Raw genomic sequence first — 19,604 nt, 5'->3', positions numbered from 1 at the left:
CAAAAAAGCTTCTTATACTGACGAAGGAAAGATCTTTTAAACTACATGCAAGTAGATAGCATTAGCCCAAAAGATCCTTCCTTCGCTAGTATGACAACAGATAGCTTACTTCGCTTTCACTACCAGATCTTTCCCGGCAATATCTTCCCAACGGTAAAAATGAAATGTTTTATCGTTACTCATGGCTACAAATAAGCCGTGTTTAAATGTATTATTCAGCGGCATATTCACCACATCGCTTCCGTCGCTTTGCTGTGCGGCAACATTAGCAATTTTAAGGAGTTGATGTTCGAAGGGTTTTGCTTTGGTACCTTCCCTGCTAAACACCTGGAAACGGCTGGCCCCCTGATCTGATACTAAGATGTAACCGGTACTATCAGTCGTTTTGTACAAAGAGATACCTTCATGGTCAGCCTTAAAGCCGGTGGTTCCAAATATAGCCAGCTGCTTATCCCCCTTTTTCGGGTCGGCATAGTACTGACGCACGCCGGTTTGCTCGTCAGAGTAATAAATATAGCCCAGCTCATTATCTACCATGATCGCCTCTATTTCTTTTTTGCCGCTGTATTCGCCAAACTTTCGCACAAGCGTTGCTTTTACATTACCTGTGCCATCGTCGGTTAAAAGGTACTGCCATAGATAGCCGCCGGTTTTGGGTCCGTTTTTTCTACCGGCAATGGCGTACATTTCACCATCCTTAGCGGTGTATATGGATATGCCCATCAGGTCGCGATATTCAAATCCCTCTTCTCCCACAAAAACTTCGATGCCGCCGTTATCAACGGGCTTCATATCCGGCAGCGAATAAATGCGTAATTTGTGGCTCAACCTTTCAGTAGTGATGGCAATATCGGTAGGTTTACCGCCCAGCATCAGTCCATAGGCCAGGTCTACATTATTTGGCCGTTTTAAACCATGTACCACCTTATCAGCAACGATCTTACCATTGAGATCATATACATATAAAGCACCATCTGCATCTTTATCCGTACCGATGACCAAGCTCTTTGAGGGATCAGACTTGTTCACCCAAATGGCCGGGTCATCGGTATCGTACTTCACCGGCTCGGTAATAACAGCCGGTTTAATTAGCGGCGAAATAGCCACAGATGACGCATCTTTTTGCGCATTTGTTGACATACATGCTACGCATAGCGTTAAATAGGCAGCCGGGATCAATAAAAAAATACTTTGTTTTTTCATCAATTACAATTTTGTACCGTAGGCGCCTACAAACAGAGCCGGCTCGGGCGATGCATAGGTTAAACCATTTGTTAATGTTAAACCGCCTTTATGGTGGCGTGTAAAGTTGTTGATACCTTTGGTAAGCGCAGGTGAATTGCCCAGTAAATGAAAATCCCAGTTGGTATCAAAAGTGGCGTTGCTTACTGCTGTACTTAAGGGGTAGTTTACAAATTTCGGATCGTTATCCCCTGCCACGGTTCCTTTAACATCATTTACGCCTGCGATAACGTCGTTTTTGCCGGGCTGAAACTGGTTAACCGTAGTTTGATCGAAACCATAATACCAGTTGTTAGTATATAATGAGCGTGCATCTTCGGGTTTTTTAGGGTCTCTTTTTACACCAAACCGCGTGTTGGCGAAAAGGTTGTTATGTAACTCGGCCCGTACGGTTGCCTCTAACCATACCGAACCACCTTTGGCAGTCGGCCGGCGCCATCCGGTATTTAACATGGTGTTGTTGTAAACTATGATATAAGCCTGTGGAGTGCGGTCCCCTGCGTTAGAGAGTTTCAGCGCATTGGTGTTGGCGCTGTAAATTAGGTTAAAAGCTATATCAGCCAAACAACCCGATTTAAAATTCATCGCCTCACCACCCGTTACGCCCGTTGTATAAAATACATTATTGGCAAAAATGCTTTTGCCACCTTCTATATATGTACAATCCTCATTAAAGTTCCGAATGGTACTATTTACCACAATTAGTTTCCCGTTAACATTAGAGAACCAAAGTGCAGGCAGGTTCTCCCCCGCTACTGCTTTATATAGCCCTTGTTTTACGGATGTTGAAGCATCTGATGTAGTATTGCCGCCATACTCCAGTATGGTATGGTCCAGTACCAGTTCGGAACAGGTTGATGCAGCTAAAATACCGCCCCAAAGCTTGCCGAATTGTTTTGCTGCTGTCTTGTAAGCATCGTTAACGGTAAATTTAACCGGATTTTCTGCTGTACCTAAAGCGTAAAGATTACCCCTTACAATGAACTCCGGTTTTGCTAAAGTGTCCATCAGTATAGTCACACCCTCTTGTATGGTTAATGATTTGCCTTCTGGTATAATCACGTCGCCTTTGATTTCGTGCGTGCTACCTTTTTCCCATACCCCCGATATCTCTCCCGTGGCGGAGCCACTTGTGGGCGTAGTATCTACATCAATATTAGCCTTTTCGCAACCTGCAAGTACAATTGCCGATAGCGCAGCTGCTGTTAAAAATCCTTTTAATTTCATGTTTTTATATTTTTAAGAATGATCGTCTCTTAATTGAATTTATACCGTACACCCAATAAGTAACTTTGCTCGTAATAATCACTGCGGATGAGAGTATGGCCGTTTGAGACCAGGTTTTCTTTAATAACATCATTAGCCGCATTGGTACCTTTTATAAATAATTTGGCTGGCGTATTCAGGATGTTGCCCGCTTTAAGAAATACACTGTAACCGTGTTTAAAGCGTTTCTCTGCTGAAGCATCCATTTGGATAAAGCCTTGCTGCCACAGATCATTATTGAGAAACTGCGATACCGTATTAATGCGTGGGCCGGTATAAGCACCTGCAACCTGGATGTCCCAACCTTTCTTGGTGTCTTTATAAAGCAGGGAAATGTTAGCAATATGCTCAGACTGACCATAAAGCGGGCGCGACTGGTTTACTAAAAAAGCCTCAATATCGCCGCTGGTAGCATTAATCCTTCTTGAGGTTTTTGGCGTGGTAATGCGCGAATGTGTATAGGTGTAGTTGGCTTTGATACCGAATTTATTAAAGTATTTAATGTAATCAATCTCGGCACCATAGTTATTGGCAGTACCAAAATTACCCGGGCTGTAATACACGTCCTGACCGCGGGTTGCATCCGGCTGAAAGGTGTATTCTATCGGATCCTTGATTTTTTTGTAGAACGCGCCAACCAATAATTGCTCGGAAGCACCCGGAAATAGTTCGTAGCGCAGGTCGTAATTATCGGCAAGCGCCCTTTTCAGGTTCGGGTTACCGCGTTCCTGGTATTCTTCATTAACAATTTTACTTGGTACAATTTCGTAAAAACCCGGGCGGTTAAGCGCTTTGTAGTATGAAGCGTGTAACTGGGTTTTATCAGTTAAGTGATATTTCAGGGTTAGGCTTGGCAATACATCCGTATAGATCTGGCTGCCTGTTGGGGATTTTTCTCCGGCAGGGAATAATAAATTGTAGCCCTGATTGGTGTGTTCTACACGGGCACCGCCAATTAATTCAAGCGCATCTGATGTTAATTTAAACATACCGTATCCAGCCGCAGTTTTTTCGGTCGCATCATAAGTAAGCGGATTACTTACTGCTCCGGTTGGGTTGGTAACAAGAAGGTTCAGATCTGAGTACTTTTGAAAATCAACACCGTATTGCAGGTTGGCGTTTGCTGCAGTTGGCGCCAGTGTATACTGGTTAAAGAAACTGCTGCGTTGCTTATCACGATATAAGCCTCCCGCGCTGAAATCAACCTTGGTTTTACCAAACAATACCGTGTAGGTAAGGTCCAGGTAGCCGGCCTTGTCCTCATCGGTATTACGCTCCCAACGGTGCTGTACCGGTGAAGTGTTCACCAGTGATGTGCGTTTATCTACATTATTCTGGCGGATGCCGTTTAGGCTGATTGTCGTATTGTCTGGCACATCGTTTTGTGCGGTTGAGTAAACTGCCGACCAGCCGATCTTAAATTTATTATCAAACAGTTTATGATCGCCATGTAAGGTGCTATTATAGATCTGCTGTTTGGTTAAACGGCTGCGTGTACTGTACCCAAGTTCGGCGTTACCTGCAGCAGGGTCATATTGCCCATTATACGTGGTGCTTACCGCATCGCGCACCTGGATGTTCTTCAGATTTACATATACATTGTATAAGCTTAGCTTGTTGTTTTTATCAAATGCATAGTCAACCTTGCCGTGTAAACCAAGGCGCTGCTGCTGCTCCGAATATTGGCGGTCGCTCTTGCTGGTAATAACGGCATAGGCATCGGTCCCGTTCACTGCAGAATTGTAGAACGTACTGTTGCTGCCGCGATAAGTATTTTGATAACTTCCTGCTACGATAACACCCAGTTTGCTGTCAAAAAAACGCTGCCCGATGGATAAACTGCCGACCATATTAGGCGCAGGCTTTTTTGATGTGTAATCCAGCGTAGCTTTAGGGAAATCATTTTGCGTAGCGTTGTAGCTGCGGCCATTTAATTCATAAGGCGATTTGTGATTTACAGCCGACGAATTATAGCTTAAAAAATCCCGGTCGAAAAACAGTTGATTATAACCGCCGCTGAAGTTTGCGTTCACCTGGAAACGATCCGGCGCGTTTTTCATTACCATGTTTACCACGCCACCCACTGCGTCACCTTCCAAATTAGGCGTCAGGGTTTTGTATACTTCCAGGCGGTCTAACAAGTCGGATGGGAAAAGATCCAACGGTACGTAGCGGTAACGGTTGTCCGGACTCGGGATCTTTACGCCATTAACCAGTGTATAATTGTAACGCTTATCCATACCGCGAAGAATGGCATACTGGCCATCGCCATTGCTGTTACGCTCGATTGAAACCCCCGATACGCGCTGAAGAACGTTTGCGACAGTCAGATCGGGAGAGATCTCGATCGACTTGCCGGATACAATATTCATCACCTGGCTGGCATTTTGCTCAAGCCGGCGTGCATCCCGATCCGTAACGCCGCCTGCTCTTGCGCTTACGGTAATTTCAGTGAGATCTTTACCGGCAGGCTCCATATAAATCTTAAGATGGTCGTTATCTTTTTCTTCAACTACAACGTTTAGCGTTATAGTTTTATAGGTGATGTATGAAACACGGATAACCGCAGGACCAACCGCTACACCTTTAAACTCAAAGGTACCATCCAACCCGGTGCTGGTTGCTTTTCCGGTTTTCTCAATAAACACGGTTGCGCCCACCAATGGCTCACCGGTTTGCTTATCGTAAACGTGCGCTTTGATCTTAGCTGCGTTTGCAATACTAACGCAAAACAGCATGGGCAATAGAATTTGTAAAAGTTTGTTCATTTTTTAAATGATTTGTGATAACGTCTGTTGTTTTATTTCGACGTTGCAAAGGTGTATCACATTTTTATACAAAAGAAGTTTAGAGGGTTACATAAAGGCAACACCGTTACAAGCCGCGTAGATGCAAAAGCAACAACATTATCTAATTACCTTATTTACAAGTATTTAATGTCGATTAAAAACTCCGTTACCATTTCATTACCGTTACATTAAGTTAATGTTAACTAAAAATTGCTTTAAAAATCAGGTGACGGAAAGAAGCAGTTGTGACGGTTTATTACAACGATTGGATGAATGCTGTAAGGTTATCGCCCTGTGGTATATTTAACTTTTTACGCAGGCGGTAACGGGAAACACGGAGACTATCTGTAGAGATATTGAGCAGCGAGGCAATGTCCGCCGAATCCATGTTTATCTTCAGCAATGCAATCAGGCGCATATCTGCCGAGGTAAGCTCACTGCTGTAAAGCTTTATGTTATCGTAAAAACGCTGATGCACCTGTTCAAAAGCGAGGGTAAATTCTTTCCAGTGCTGCTCGTGGTTAAAGCTTTCGTTGATTTGCAGGATTATTTGCTGCATCTGTTTTTTCTGATCGCGTTTGTCCTCTTTAACCATTACTTGTAAAGTGCTGCGCAGATGTTCCAGCAGCTGGTTGTTTTTAATAAGGTTAAGGGTATGCACAGATAGTTCTTTACTTTTAATATCCAGCTGCTGTTTTAAATTATCTTCCTGCAAATGCTTATTCTGCAATTCCAGTTCAACCAATTCGTGTTCAGCAGCAGCTTGTTTGGCTTTGGCCAGCTGATCTTTAATTTTAAACCGCTGCCTGCTAAATATCACCATCGCCAGTACAATTAGCAGTAAAACTACCACCACTACTGCAATGGTTATAATACGGTTGATCTTACGGATATTGTTCAACCGGCCTATCTCCTCGCTCTTTTTATTGATCTCGTAAAGTACTTGTAAAAACGCGGTTTGGTTCACTCCCTCTTTAGAGTAAACCTCCAGAGAATATTTGCGGCTTAATTCGGCGTAATGATAAGCACTGTCCATCCTGTTCATCAGGGCAAATGCCTGCCCCAAATCTTTGGTACAGGCAGCCACTTGATACACATTACCGGTTTGCACTGCAATGGCGAGCGCCTTATGAGATTGCTTAAGGCTTGCCTCATACTTACCCGTTTTGCGTAAAATGTCGCCAAGATTATTGATCACCTCTATACTAGCTACCTCATTGTGATCATCGTTATATAAAGCCAATGAATGTTTAAAACTACTATAAGCCGAATCATATTTAGCCAGGTCTTCATAAATACTACCCAGGTTCTCGTAGATCTTGGCTGCGCCCTGCTTATAATTGGCCCGGGTATAGTTATCCAGTGCAAGGTGCTGGTAATAAAAAGCACTGTCGTACGATTTTCGCTTTTCGTACAAGTGGCCGATATCGCCAAAAATCTGTGCCTGCCCTTTAAGGTTTCCGTTTTGCCTGTAAATAGCTAACGCACGGTTGTACATACTTCGCGATCTGTCGAGTTGTTTGTTATAATAGTATAAAACACCCATTTCGCCGAGGTTGGCTGCCAGTAGGTTAGCATTACCGGCTTCGTTGAAAAGTTTATCGGCGCGTTGGTAAAAATCAAGCGATTGAGAAAGATGACCCTGGTTGTAACAGATCTTCCCCATTTGCTGCATACAAATCCCTTGCATGCGCAAATCTTTAGTATCCATAGCCTGGCTATGCAATTTTCGCAATAAAATGAGAGCGGAATCTGGTTGCTTTTGGCTTAGGGCTACTATAGTTTTAAAACGGTTATCCTGAGCGCGTATGGTACCGGCTATTAAACAAAATGCTATTATAAGTAGCACGAACGGATTTATTTGTTTACGCATTAGGGTATGCCGGTGATGTAGGGCAAATTAACCTTTTTTATGTTAAGTTATTGTTAATTAACACCCGGGATATTTAATTGATAACTTAATAAGTGCATATATGGGCCAATGCTAAACAATTGGTAATATTGAGCATCAACTAGCCGAAACAAGCACGCTCGTTGGTGATGGCTACGGCGATTGAATATTTGGCCCCGATGTAGTGGATAGTCTGGGTTATTCGCAGGCCCACCGCGATGCTTTAATGTTATTATATAAAATTGATGGACGCCGCGAATGGTTTAAGGAGTTGCTAATCCTTTTGACCGACGCAGCATAATGGCCTTTTGTTAGACATAATTAACGTAGAGACGCTAAAATGTTACCTGACTGCCTGGATTGCGACTATTTTAAAACCATCTTGGCTTAGGCCTGTTATTAAAGCAACCATTATAAATATGCTTAGTAAAGAAAAAATCAAGTACTTCCAGGTAGCCCAGGGCGTTTGGGGCATGCGTTTAATATTCGTAAATGTTTACATGATTGCTAACCGAAGGGGTGCCGGCAAGGGTTGGGTGCTGGTTGATACTGGCACAAAAGGATCGGCAAGTAAGATCGTCGCCATGGCCGAAGCATTATTCGGACCAGGTTCAAGGCCATCTGCCATCGTGCTTACTCATGGCCACAGCGACCACGCTGGTTCTGTTTGCGAATTGCTGAAAATTTGGAACGTACCGGTGTATGCACACCACATGGAAGTACCTTACTTAACCGGAAAATCATCCTACCCACCTGTTGACCCGGCCACCGGCGGTGGACTTATGAGCCTGGCATCGGTTTTATTTTCCACTAAACCTATCAATATCAGGCGTAACCTACGTGAAATAGATTTGTACGATGGTATTCCGGAACTGCCTGAATGGAAGGTGATCCACACTCCCGGACATACACCCGGGCATATTTCACTGTTTTTACCATTGAATACCACCCTCATAGCTGGTGATGCATTCACTACCACCCGGGCTGAGTCCGCTTGGAGTTTGATGCTTTATAAAAAGCAAGTATCCGGCCCTCCAAAATATATAACCAGCGATTGGATCGCCGCCGGCAAGTCGGTCCGAAAATTGGCCGCATTGCAGCCCCGGATTGCAGCCACCGGGCACGGACCGGTAATGCGTGGACGCGAATTGCTGACTGAATTGAGCTTTTTAGCCAACCGTTTTGAAGAGGTTGCGGTTCCAAACAGTGGCCGATATGTTGGCCATGGTGCCGTTAGTGATGAAAATGGTGTGCAATATATACCGCCCTACAGGGGTAATAACCGCATGAAAGCAGCTGTGGCCGTTACTGCCGCACTAATTGGTTTTCTCGTAGTGAGCAAGGCTACAAAAATCTGGTAAGCGCCCACTAATTTTCTACATTTACAGCGTGGAAAATTTAAACGCCGACCCGCAGGTACTTGTGGATATTGTGAAAACCCGTATGCCGTTCGGTAAATATAAAGATACACTGATATGCGATATCCCTATCAGTTACCTGGAATGGATGCAGCGTAAAGGCTTTCCACCCGGCAAATTGGGCATGCTGATGAGCACCGCTTATGAAATAAAGTTGAACGGTCTCGACAAGCTGGTATGGATGATAAAAGATAAAGTAAGAAAAGGGGAATTGTAACGCATAGTCTTAATAAACAAGGCTTTGAAATGCGACACGATACGTTTACCTTACCATGACCATTTATCTCAGCTGTTTTGTAAGGTTTTTACGTTAATAGCTACAAAGAGATAAAATAATAGCATGAAAAAAATAGCATTGTACTTTGCAACCGTAATACTGTTTTTAGGCTGCGCTAATGGCCAGCCTAAGACCGGGCAGAATAGTATGGCAGTATTACCCAAGGTAGCTTCGGGGGAAGCTGTTGCCACTTTTGGCGGAGGCTGCTTCTGGAGCATGGCTGAGGCGATGAGCGAATTAAAGGGCGTTAATAAAGTGATCTCGGGCTATGCGGGTGGTAATACGGCTAACCCTACTTATGAAGATGTTAGCACCCGTACCACCAATCATGCGGAAACCGTGCAAATCTATTATGACCCTAAAGTGATTAGTTACGCAACACTCGCAGAGGCATTTTTCTTTGCTCACGACCCTACCACATTGAACCGACAGGGGCCGGATGAGGGAACAGACTACCGCTCTATAGCTTTTTACCGTAACGACGCCGAAAAAGCAACTCTGGAAGCTGCTATCAAAAAAGTTAATGCAACCAAGCATTACAGCAACCCGATAGTTACCCAGGTTGTGCCGTTTAAAGTATTTTATGCGGCTGAAAAGTACCACCAGGGCTATTATCGCACCAACGGCGATAATCCTTATATAGGCGCTGTATCGGTACCAAAAGTGATGAAATTTCGCAAAGCGATGAAGGAAGAGTTGAAACCTGAGTTCGCCAAGTAATAAAAAACTGTTAAGTGTTTTACAGAAATAGCGGCAGGTAAGTCCTGCCGCTATTTTTGTTTTAAATCACAGGTCAATTTGACCGTAGCACTTTCCCCTCTTCCGGTATTTTTGCCTATAATTGCCCTTGAACATATATACGGTACTATGCAAGCCCTGCACATCATCAAAATAGGCGGAAACGTTATTGACAATTCAGAAAACCTGCACCGGTTCCTGAAAGATTTTACGGCGCTGGATGGCCACAAGATCCTGGTGCATGGCGGCGGTAAAGTTGCTACGCAGATCTCCGAAACCATGGGGATTGAAGCCCGCATGGTTGATGGCCGCCGGATAACCGATATAGATACACTCCGTGTGGTTACGATGGTTTATGCCGGGCTCATTAACAAAAACATAGTAGCACAACTACAGCGGTACGGAAATAATGCGATAGGGCTCACCGGTGCCGATGGTGATTTTATCCGTGCAAAAAAACGCCCCGTTAAAACGATTGACTATGGTTTTGCGGGCGACTTGTCGGAAAACTCTATCAACCCGGATAATATCGCCAGGTTGCTGGATGCCGGCTTTACACCAGCTTTTTGCGCTTTAACGCATGACGGTGAGGGGCAGCTGCTGAACACCAATGCAGATACCATAGCTTCTGCCCTGGCCGTGGCCTTATCCGGCTTGTACGAAACTACACTTGTATATTGCTTTGAAAAGAAGGGTGTATTACAGGATATTGATGATGAAGATTCATTGATTAGAGATATCGACCCGGAACGGTACGAACAACTAAAAACCGATAAAATCATTCATAGCGGTATGCTGCCCAAAATGGATAACGCATTTACAGCGATATCCTGCGGGGTTAAAGCAGTTATCATCGGGCATTCTGATGATTTAGGTCAGTTAAAAAATAAAAAGGGGTTTGGTACCCGCTTAAGTAATTAACAATGGAAGCACAACAGCATATTGCCATTTTAGGCAGCGGAAATATTGGATTAGCATTAGCTAAAGGACTGGTTAAGGCGGGTATATTTACCCCGGCCCAAATTACGCTTACCCGCCGCAACACCACGGCACTGGCCCCATTAGCCGCGGAAGGCTACAATGTTACCGCAGATAACGCGGAAGCAGTAACCAGAGCCTCAATCGTAGTGTTGGCGATATTGCCGCAACAGCTTAATAAGCTACTGGAAGAAATAAAACCGGCAACTGAACAAAGCAAGCATTTGCTGATCTCGGTGGTATCCGGCGTAAGCTGCCAGGATATCCGTAACCAATTAAATTTGAATGTACAGGTGATCCGTGCTATGCCGAATACGGCTATCGCTATTGGACAAAGCATGACTTGTATTGCTACAGATACGGCATCGGATGCTAATGTGAGTTTGGTAAAATCGTTATTTGATACGGTTGGTGTTAGTATCCAGATCAACGAAGAACTGATGACCTCCGCCACGGCGCTTTGTGCCTGTGGTATTGCCTTTTTCCTTCGCTCCATCCGTGCTGCATCACAGGGTGGTACAGAAATTGGCTTTCACGCGCATGATGCCCTTAAAATGGCTGCTCAAACCGCAAAAGGTGCCGCCGATTTGCTGTTGCAACTAAGTTCACACCCGGAACAGGAAATTGATAAGGTAACTTCGCCAAAAGGATGTACCATTGCCGGTTTAAATGAGATGGAACACAACGGCTTTAGCTCAGCGATGATTAAGGGCATCAAGGTATCCGCGGAGAAAGCAGGTGCACTTTACAAAAGTGAGTGAACTGATCAATAGTAAAGAAAGCAATACTAATTACTACCGTTCCGAACGGTTATTACCTGCACTGAAACGTTACGTAGCTTTAATAACCGGCTAATTACAGCTAAAAACACCAAACAGCCGCAAATTAAACCCAATACCGGGGCTGTTGTTATGCTCATTGCCCAGCCGGAAATATAAGCGCCCATTACATCGCAAAAGTTCACCATGGCCATGTAGGCCGTAAATTGTGAGCCTTCAACTTTTTCGCGACATAGTGCCATCAGCACAGGCATTGCAGCCACACTAAACATCGGGTCGGCAAAATTCCACATTAACAAACCGGTGATGCTAATGGGCTTGTGCACCCAAAAATATCCAAAACTGCAAAACAGGATCAAAAAGAGACTGATGGCCAGCATTACCCGAACCTGTAATTTGGCGGGCCCTATTATGTCCGCGATAACGCCCCCTCCGATAGTTACGAAAAGGGTAGCAATGGTGCCCCAGCCGCCTTGTAACACCGAAACTGAATTATCCGCCCAATGCAATGTATGAATGAGGTGGAATGAAAAAGATCGTATAAAAATACTGCTACAGGTGTAAACTAAAGCAATAATGCCAAAAGTACCAAGGCTGTTTTTTTCGGTGATACCCGCATATAATTGTTTAAAAAGCCATTTCAGATCAGGATTGCTATCGCCAGCAGGCAAAGGCCGCGCTGTTTTGTTTCGTAAATTAAATTGGGGTACATAACTATCCGCATTATCAAGCTTAATGAAAAAGGTGAGCACGGTCATCAGCAAGAGCAAAGTGGATTGGACGGCAGCCGCATAGAAGAAACCGTAATAATGCAGAATAGTGGATAAGCCTGCAGAGCCTACCGCAATACCCATTAAATACCCTCCCCTCATGAAGGCATTTACCCTACCCCTCTCTGCTTCCGGCACTATGGAAATTGCAATGGCATCCACACTGGCATCCTGTACACTTGCAAAATTACTATGGATAAAAAATACCAGAGACATTAAAGTAAGTTGTTTTACCGGATCGTGGATAAGCAATAAGCTCAGCGATGCGATAAAGGCCAGCAATTGTGTAAGCACTACCCAGTGTTTTCGGTGCCCTATTACCGAGAACTGGTATCTATCTATAATTGGTCCCCAGATAAATTGCAGTATCCATGGGATGCCTACGATAGCTACAAAAGAACCTATAGATTGAGAAGTCATCCCCTTAGCTGCGAGATAATTTGCTACAGCAGTAAGCGCAAAGCCCGATGGGATACCTTGCATGATGTACAAATAGAAAAAGGTAAAATATCGCAGTTTAGCGCTTTGTTTAAGCACCGGAAGTTGGTACAGCAAGCTAATTTAAGTTTATACCCAATGAATAATCAAACTTAAATTTTTGTTTTAAGAAATTTGCACCTACTGCAAGAAGGAACTTGAAGTACTTCATGTAGTTATAAAACAAAAGAGATAAGACGCCCTTTCCGAAAGGTACTATCTTATCTCTTTTATCTTCCTGTCTTTAATCTCAATTTACTGTCCCTGGGCCAAAGTGTAGCCTATTTTTCCGCCAAATTTCATTAGAAACTCTACTGAGCAAACTTTAAAATCTTCCGACAGGTCAGCTGCGATTTGCAGGGTATCTTTTTGGGTGATGGTAGTGCCTTCTTTCTTCTCAAAACGGATGCGGTACTCATTTACCAGTTCTGTAAAGATGGAACCTGTTGGCCACACCTGTGTACCACGATTGCTGATCATTACCAGCTGAAAAGTGTCGGAAGCTGATTGTTTGGCTAAGTCCGCAACCTCGGCGGCCTGGGCACTTGATTTTACAAATACATCCACCCCAACCAGTTCTTCCGGTTCGTCCCTTAATACCGTAAGTTTGTTTTTTAAGGGTTTATCATGGTTAACTTGTACTTCAAAGTCCGGCTGCGCAATTACAACGCCTTTTTGCGGTAATTGACCCAGGTTAGCTATAATATTATTGGCAAACTCATCTGTATTGGCAGATGGTATGGCTCTGTCGCCGAAATCACCCGTGTGAATGCCCTGCTCCAGGGTATAAAGCAAAGCGTTCTCAATTTGAGCTGCAGCGGTAGTAGCCCCTAAATAGCGCAGCATCAATATACCCGATAATAACAAGGCAGTTGGATTTGCTACTCCGCGACCAGCAATATCCGGCGCAGTACCATGCACCGCCTCAAAAATTGAAATGTTATCACCAATATTGGCAGAAGGAGCGAAACCTAAACCGCCCACGAGACCTGCACACAAATCAGATACAATGTCGCCCTGTAAGTTAGTTAGTACAATGGCCTGAAACAGTTCCGGGCGGGATACCAGCTTCATACACAAATCATCTACGATGATGTCTGATGATTCGATGTCCGGATATTCTTTAGCAATCTCCTGGAATGTTTCCAGGAACAGGCCGTCGGTCAGTTTCATAATATTTGCCTTATGGCCGCATGCCAGTTTGGTATAACCTTTACGGCGGGCCATCTCAAATGCATAACGAATTACCTGGGCAGAACCCGGACGGGTGATGATGCGGCGGCCAACAGCGACATCGCTGGTCAGCATATGCTCGATGCCTCCGTAAGTATCTTCTATATTTTCGCGTACAATAGTTAGGTTGATAGGTATTCCCGCTTTGGAAAATACGGTATCAACACCATTTAAAGAACGGAAATCTCGTTGATTGGCATAGGTATTCCAAACTTTACGGGCGGTAACATTGATACTTTTAACACCCTTACCCTTAGGGGTTTCCATTGGGCCTTTAAACAAAATGCCCAGGCGCTCGATGGTTTCCTTGGCGGCGGCGGTCATCCCGGTGGAGTGCCCGGCATCGAAATATGATTTACCCATCTCCACGTATTCGTATTCAAGGTTTACATTTGCGGCTTCGAAGATTCGGAGAACGGCGGCCATAATTTCCGGGCCTATACCATCTCCTTTTGCTACTGCTATTTTGGTATTCATAGAAAAGTATATTATAGTAAAAACGGCGCAAAGGTACTGTTTTAGAGGCTTTTTTTACACCGTTGCCAACATCACAATTAATTTGTGACATAGTCTTGTGGCTTCAACAGATTATTGATTCTTTTGTGTGAATGTTAATAACTCAATATTAGTGAGCATAAGCAAACTACTTTTTCTGCTCTATTCCTTTTCCTTTGTGCTGACCTCGGTTTTACTGTCGATCTTCTTTTTGTGTACTCAGGGGAACCCCAATGATGTCCGAGTGTTCTACATGATGATTGCAGGCGGTCTTTTTATTAACTTACCCCTATTGTTTATATCGGCGCCAGGCATAATCATTTCTGCCAACTTCGTAAACGAAAAACAGAAAGCTTTTGCAGCCTGCTTTTTAACGCCTTTATTTATTTTACTCGTTATTCTTACCGGTTTGACGGGCCTCCAAAAGGGAGATATGGAGGCCTACGCGATTACCGCATTGTCTTTCATGTTGGTACTGGCCTATTTCTTTTATAAAAATCTCACACCTAATAATGTAAATGAGGCTTTTGAAGACTAATATTGCTTTACCCAATTAAAAAGATTTAGGCTAAATTTGCAGCTATACCATGAAAGCATTCTACGGCGATTTACGATTAGGAATTTTAGGCGGGGGCCAGCTGGGCCGCATGCTGATACAACAAGCCATCAATTACAATGTTACCGTTAAGGTTTTAGACCCCGACCGCGAGGCTCCCTGCCGCCGGTTATGCAACGAATTTGTAGTCGGTTCCCTAAGCGATTATGAAACGGTTTACAACTTTGGCAAGAAGGTTGATTTGCTCACGATTGAGATAGAAAAAGTAAACGTAGATGCGTTGGAACAGCTGGAAAAAGAGGGCGTTGCGGTTTATCCGCAGTCGCGCATTATCCGGTTGATCCAGGACAAAGGGTTGCAAAAACAGTTCTTTAAAGAAAACGACATTCCCACAGCCGAGTTCCAGGTAATTTCATCGGCACAGCAATTAAAGGAAAGTCACATTCCTTTCCCCTACATCCAAAAACTCCGCCGCGACGGTTACGATGGCAAAGGTGTTTATAAAGTATTGGACGAAAGCTATCTTGAAAATGCATTCACCGAGCCAAGTCTGATAGAACGCATGATTGATTTTGAAAAAGAGATTGGCATTATCGTGGCCCGTAACGAAGACGGCGAAGTAAAAACCTTCCCGCTGGTAGAGATGGAATTCAACCCCGAAGCCAATTTGGTAGAGTTTTTAATCGCACCCTCTACCCTGCCGTTTGAGGTACAGATGGAAGCCGAGAATATCGCTAAACGTATCGCAGAGACTTTAAACATCGTGGGCATACTAGCGGTAGAGATGTTTTTAGATAAGAGCGGTAAGATCCTGGTGAATGAACTGGCTCCGCGCCCACATAATAGCGGTCACCAAAGTATTGAGGGCAATGTGGTATCGCAATTTGAACAGCATCTACGCGCTATATTTAACCAGCCATTGGGTGATACGGCTTGCTTAAGCAATGCCATTATGGTAAATGTACTTGGTGAAGCCGGTTACGAAGGACCCGCCGTGTACCAGGGGATAGAAAAGATTCTGAAATGTGCAGGGGTTTATGTGCATTTGTATGGCAAGGCGCTTACCAAGCCATTCCGTAAAATGGGCCATGTGACAATAATTGATAGCGATAGAGAAAAGGCAATTGAGAAGGCGCGTTATGTGCAGGAAACTTTAAAGGTGATTGCTTAGCGATTAATTCAACGCGTCGTTGCGAGGAACATAGCAACCTTCAACCCGTGCGTTGACGGTGTGCACAATTAGACATTGCCGCACTATCGCTAGTAATCGCATATAAAGCATAAATAATACTTAAAAAACTTATGAGTCAACCAAAAATAGCCATTATCATGGGCAGCAAGTCGGATCTGCATATTATGCAGGATGCCGCAGACGTATTAAAAGAACTGGGTGTAAGTTACGAGATCACTGTAGTATCGGCGCATCGTACACCCGACAGGATGTTCAGCTACGCCCGTGCCGCTGCAGATCGTGGTATTAAGGTGATCATCGCAGGTGCAGGTGGCGCAGCCCACTTGCCGGGAATGGTAGCTTCATTAACCCACCTGCCGGTGATCGGCGTGCCTGTAAAATCAAGTAATTCTATTGACGGCTGGGATTCTATCCTGAGCATCCTCCAAATGCCAAACGGCATACCGGTTGCTACTGTTGCACTTAATGCTGCAAAAAATGCGGGGATCCTGGCTGCCCAGATCTTATCCACTGCAGATGAGTATCTTGTAGCTAACCTAAAAGCCTTTAAAGAAGAGCTGGCCAGGAAAGTGGAAGAGTCAGCAAAAGAAATGGAAGCTTAAATTAATCCGTCATTTCGTAAGACGGTACAATTTGCACACAGTGCAAGTCGTATGATATCGTATCGAGATTGCTTCTACCTCGCTATTCGCCCCAGCGCTATTAAATAGAAAAGACGCTTACCTGGCAAGCGTCTTTTCTATTTATCCGAAAATTAAAGCGTTAATTAAGCCGTTACAATATGCTCTTTACCAGCTAAATATCGCTCGGCATCTATAGCTGCCATACAACCGGTACCGGCCGCAGTTACCGCCTGGCGATAGATATGGTCCTGCGCATCGCCGCAGCAAAATACACCCTCCACATTAGTTTCCGTTGTACCTGGGCGGGTAAGAATATAACCCGTTGCATCCATGTTGATCCAACCTTCAAAAATATCCGTGTTAGGTTTGTGCCCAATGGCCACAAAGAAACCGGTAACATCTAATTCGGTATTTTCCTGTGTAATGTTATTGCATACTTTAACGCCGTTTACACTTTGCCCGTCGCCTAAAATTTCTATGGTATCGGTATTGTATAAAATCTCAATGTTGTGTGTATTCAGTACGCGGTGAACCATCGCTTTTGAAGCGCGGAACTCATCGCGGCGCACGATCATGTAAACTTTGCGGCAAAGTTTAGCCAGGTAGGTTGCCTCTTCGGCAGCGGTATCTCCTGCCCCTACAATCGCCACATCCTGCCCTTTGAAAAAGAAGCCATCGCAAACGGCACATGCCGAAACACCAAAACCGCTGTATTTTTGTTCAGACTCAAGTCCCAACCATTTAGCAGATGCTCCTGTAGATATAATAACGGTATCAGCCAGAATCGTTTTATTTTCATCAACCGTAACTTTATGCGGCAAAGAAGAAAAATCAACTGAACTTACATAGCCAAAACGGATATCTGTACCTAAGCGCTCCGCTTGCTTGCGGAAATCTTCCATCATCTCCGGCCCCATAATTCCTTCAGGGTAACCCGGAAAGTTTTCTACATCAGTAGTTTGGGTAAGCTGCCCGCCGGCCAGCATCCCGGTATACATAACCGGTTTAAGATCGGCCCTTGAAGCATATATCGCGGCTGTATAACCAGCAGGACCAGAACCTATAATCAGGCATTTAACGTGTTCGGTATCTTGTAACATTTATTTATAAAATATTGGCAAATTTAGCAAAAAGATAAGGCCAGATCGTCAGTTATCAGTAAAACTTATCCACGGTAAATACAGATTGTTAGCAATGCTTACTTCCCCTTATTCGCTTTCAGTACCCTGATGAAATTACCGCCTAAAATCTTATCAATATCTTTTTCCGAATAACCAATCTTTAACAATTCAGCGGTGATCTTAATATAATCGGTAACGCTATCCAGCCCAAGCGGATAGGACTCTGCACCGTCGAAATCAGAACCAATCCCTACGTGCTCAATCCCCATCATCTTCACCATGTAATCGATGTGCTTGATCAGCATACTTAATGGTGGGCGCAGCTGATCGGCCTCTGTTTTGTTGAGTGCGTTAAGACGGATACTGGCCAGGTCATAGTCGTTGTAGACCACCCTTAAAGAGTCGAACTGCGCTTTGTGCCTTGCCATAAACACGGCATGCTTAGCCTCATAGCTATTATCTACAAAACCGCTGTAAAAATTCACAAACACCACGCCGCCATTAGCAGCAATGGCCTTTAGTTGTTCATCTTTTAAATTACGCCGGTGCGGGTTCAAAGCATAAACGCAACTATGCGAAGCAATTACCGGCTTGGTGGTTAAAGCCATCACATCTTTGAAAGTTTGCTCGCCGGGATGCGAAAGATCGATCATCACCCCTTCCTTATTTAATTTTCGAACTATCTGCTTTCCCAGTTCGGTTAAGCCTTTGTGTGGCAGGGTATCGCCGTGGAGGCTTTCATCCCGTGCCGACGTTGCCCAGCTGGTGCTGTTGTTCCAGGTTAAGGTAAGGTAGCACATCCCGCGTTTTACCAGGCTATCAATGTAATCCACCCGGTCTTCTATCATGTGGCCGCCTTCTACGCCAACCATCGCAGCCAGCTTTTTTTGCTTTACTGCTTTCTTTAGATCCTTAGCGTTGGTAACCAGCATCATCTTATCCGGATTGCGGTTGATCAGCGCCTGGAGTGAGTCGATCTCCCTGTTAGCGAAAGCGTAGGCGGTACCATTGCCATACTGATCGCCGCACCAGATGGAAAATACCTGTACATCCAGTCCACCGGTTTTAGCGCGTACCAAATCAAAATTGCCATTAGTTTGTAATTTACCCGCATCCTGTTTGGTGATCAGCTCATTAGAGAGGATATCATTATGGGTATCAACCAGGATCGCTTTTTGATGGATCCTTTCCACATCCTGCGCCGAAAGTTTTAACGCAGCAAACAGTAAAAACGGCAGCAATAGTTTTTTCATGGTTGGAAGATAGGAAAATTACCTAGCTCATCAAAAACGGATGAAGCTATCAGGATCTAAAATATAGAAAATTACAGCAGCAGAAAACACAACCGAACTCACTATTAAAATCACTGCTACCGCTAATTTTGAGCTTAAGTTGTTAACGGTGAAATTTTCATGATCTATAGGGTCATAAAACACTTCAACCTTCTCGTTGAGTTTATATGCCGAAGGGTTACTGCAAAAAATGTCATAGTCGCCAGTTACGGCAGTGGAACTTGATGTTTCAAAACGAATCACCGGATAGTAGCTCGGCGTACCATACCGCGTACCGTCCCACCGAGTTTCTTTAATCTCAATAACTTCGCCTTGTACACGGATTCCATTTTTGAGTAATCGATTCTGCTGCATCCCTTTACCATTAGCATAAATAAAAATGCATAAGCTGCCAAGTGCAACCAGCAACTCAAAGTATGTACGGTCTGAAATATCGATATGGAACATTAGCTCAATGTAAAAATAGC

The 19,604-nt window shown here is 44.2% G+C and carries 17 protein-coding genes; 8 read left to right on the top strand and 9 right to left on the bottom strand.

Translation table 11 applies throughout. The features are described from left to right. Nucleotides 1–105: 105 nt before the first annotated feature. The 4 genes from A0256_15750 to A0256_15735 form a co-directional block, all read right to left on the bottom strand. On the bottom strand, nt 106–1,140 hold the full coding sequence (locus A0256_15750) for a 3-phytase (GenBank protein ID AMR34576.1): 1,035 nt from the start codon (nt 1,138–1,140) through the stop codon (nt 106–108). 66 nt (nt 1,141–1,206) lie between these two features. Then, nucleotides 1,207–2,469: a hypothetical protein gene (locus A0256_15745; protein AMR32770.1), complete on the bottom strand. Its 1,263-nt coding sequence runs from the start codon at nt 2,467–2,469 to the stop codon at nt 1,207–1,209. Nucleotides 2,470–2,498: 29 nt separating this feature from the next. Then, a complete protein-coding gene (locus A0256_15740) occupies nt 2,499–5,276 on the bottom strand; it encodes a TonB-dependent receptor (protein ID AMR32769.1) in 2,778 nt (925 codons plus the stop codon). A gap of 277 nt (nt 5,277–5,553) precedes the next feature. Further along, on the bottom strand, nt 5,554–7,170 hold the full coding sequence (locus A0256_15735) for a hypothetical protein (protein ID AMR32768.1): 1,617 nt from the start codon (nt 7,168–7,170) through the stop codon (nt 5,554–5,556). Between the two features lie 437 nt (nt 7,171–7,607). Here A0256_15735 and A0256_15730 point away from each other — a divergent pair, with 437 nt between their 5' ends. The 5 genes from A0256_15730 to A0256_15710 all read left to right on the top strand — a co-directional run bounded on the left by A0256_15730 (nt 7,608) and on the right by A0256_15710 (nt 11,360). Next, complete coding sequence (locus A0256_15730; protein ID AMR34575.1) at nt 7,608–8,549, top strand: MBL fold metallo-hydrolase; 942 nt, start codon at nt 7,608–7,610, stop codon at nt 8,547–8,549. An 82-nt stretch (nt 8,550–8,631) separates the two neighbouring features. Continuing rightward, nucleotides 8,632–8,823, top strand: coding sequence for a hypothetical protein (locus A0256_15725; GenBank protein AMR34574.1), 192 nt, complete (start codon nt 8,632–8,634; stop codon nt 8,821–8,823). Nucleotides 8,824–8,946: 123 nt separating this feature from the next. Beyond that, nucleotides 8,947–9,603, top strand: coding sequence for a peptide-methionine (S)-S-oxide reductase (locus tag A0256_15720; protein AMR32767.1), 657 nt, complete (start codon nt 8,947–8,949; stop codon nt 9,601–9,603). A gap of 147 nt (nt 9,604–9,750) precedes the next feature. Beyond that, nucleotides 9,751–10,542: an acetylglutamate kinase gene (locus A0256_15715; protein AMR32766.1), complete on the top strand. Its 792-nt coding sequence runs from the start codon at nt 9,751–9,753 to the stop codon at nt 10,540–10,542. A 2-nt stretch (nt 10,543–10,544) separates the two neighbouring features. Then, nucleotides 10,545–11,360 carry a pyrroline-5-carboxylate reductase gene (locus A0256_15710; GenBank protein ID AMR32765.1) on the top strand — a complete coding sequence of 272 codons (816 nt, stop codon included), beginning with the start codon at nt 10,545–10,547 and terminating at the stop codon, nt 11,358–11,360. Between the two features lie 26 nt (nt 11,361–11,386). Here the strand turns inward: A0256_15710 and A0256_15705 are convergent, their stop codons facing one another. Both A0256_15705 and A0256_15700 read right to left on the bottom strand, forming a co-directional pair. After that, nucleotides 11,387–12,664, bottom strand: coding sequence for an MFS transporter (locus tag A0256_15705; protein AMR34573.1), 1,278 nt, complete (start codon nt 12,662–12,664; stop codon nt 11,387–11,389). 216 nt (nt 12,665–12,880) lie between these two features. Then, a complete protein-coding gene (locus A0256_15700) occupies nt 12,881–14,335 on the bottom strand; it encodes an isocitrate dehydrogenase (GenBank protein AMR32764.1) in 1,455 nt (484 codons plus the stop codon). 274 nt (nt 14,336–14,609) lie between these two features. Between A0256_15700 and A0256_15695 the strand changes: the two genes are divergently transcribed. The 3 genes from A0256_15695 to A0256_15685 all read left to right on the top strand — a co-directional run bounded on the left by A0256_15695 (nt 14,610) and on the right by A0256_15685 (nt 16,703). Continuing rightward, nucleotides 14,610–14,891 carry a hypothetical protein gene (locus A0256_15695; protein ID AMR32763.1) on the top strand — a complete coding sequence of 94 codons (282 nt, stop codon included), beginning with the start codon at nt 14,610–14,612 and terminating at the stop codon, nt 14,889–14,891. Between the two features lie 49 nt (nt 14,892–14,940). Further along, nucleotides 14,941–16,080: a 5-(carboxyamino)imidazole ribonucleotide synthase gene (locus A0256_15690; protein ID AMR32762.1), complete on the top strand. Its 1,140-nt coding sequence runs from the start codon at nt 14,941–14,943 to the stop codon at nt 16,078–16,080. Between the two features lie 131 nt (nt 16,081–16,211). Beyond that, complete coding sequence (locus A0256_15685) at nt 16,212–16,703, top strand: N5-carboxyaminoimidazole ribonucleotide mutase (protein AMR32761.1); 492 nt, start codon at nt 16,212–16,214, stop codon at nt 16,701–16,703. A 164-nt stretch (nt 16,704–16,867) separates the two neighbouring features. Here A0256_15685 and A0256_15680 read toward each other — a convergent pair whose 3' ends face one another. From A0256_15680 to A0256_15670, 3 genes are all read right to left on the bottom strand, one after another. Continuing rightward, nucleotides 16,868–17,824 carry a thioredoxin-disulfide reductase gene (locus tag A0256_15680; protein AMR32760.1) on the bottom strand — a complete coding sequence of 319 codons (957 nt, stop codon included), beginning with the start codon at nt 17,822–17,824 and terminating at the stop codon, nt 16,868–16,870. A 98-nt stretch (nt 17,825–17,922) separates the two neighbouring features. Beyond that, nucleotides 17,923–19,098 (bottom strand): dipeptidase, encoded by a 1,176-nt coding sequence (locus tag A0256_15675; GenBank protein AMR32759.1) that lies wholly within the window; start codon nt 19,096–19,098, stop codon nt 17,923–17,925. Between the two features lie 30 nt (nt 19,099–19,128). Further along, nucleotides 19,129–19,584: a hypothetical protein gene (locus A0256_15670; GenBank protein AMR32758.1), complete on the bottom strand. Its 456-nt coding sequence runs from the start codon at nt 19,582–19,584 to the stop codon at nt 19,129–19,131. Nucleotides 19,585–19,604 lie beyond the last annotated feature (20 nt).

The organism is Mucilaginibacter sp. PAMC 26640 (assembly GCA_001596135.1).
Taxonomy (GTDB): domain Bacteria; phylum Bacteroidota; class Bacteroidia; order Sphingobacteriales; family Sphingobacteriaceae; genus Mucilaginibacter.
The sequence above is the reverse complement of the archived record's forward strand: the minus strand, read 5'-3'. Positions and strand labels throughout refer to the sequence as shown.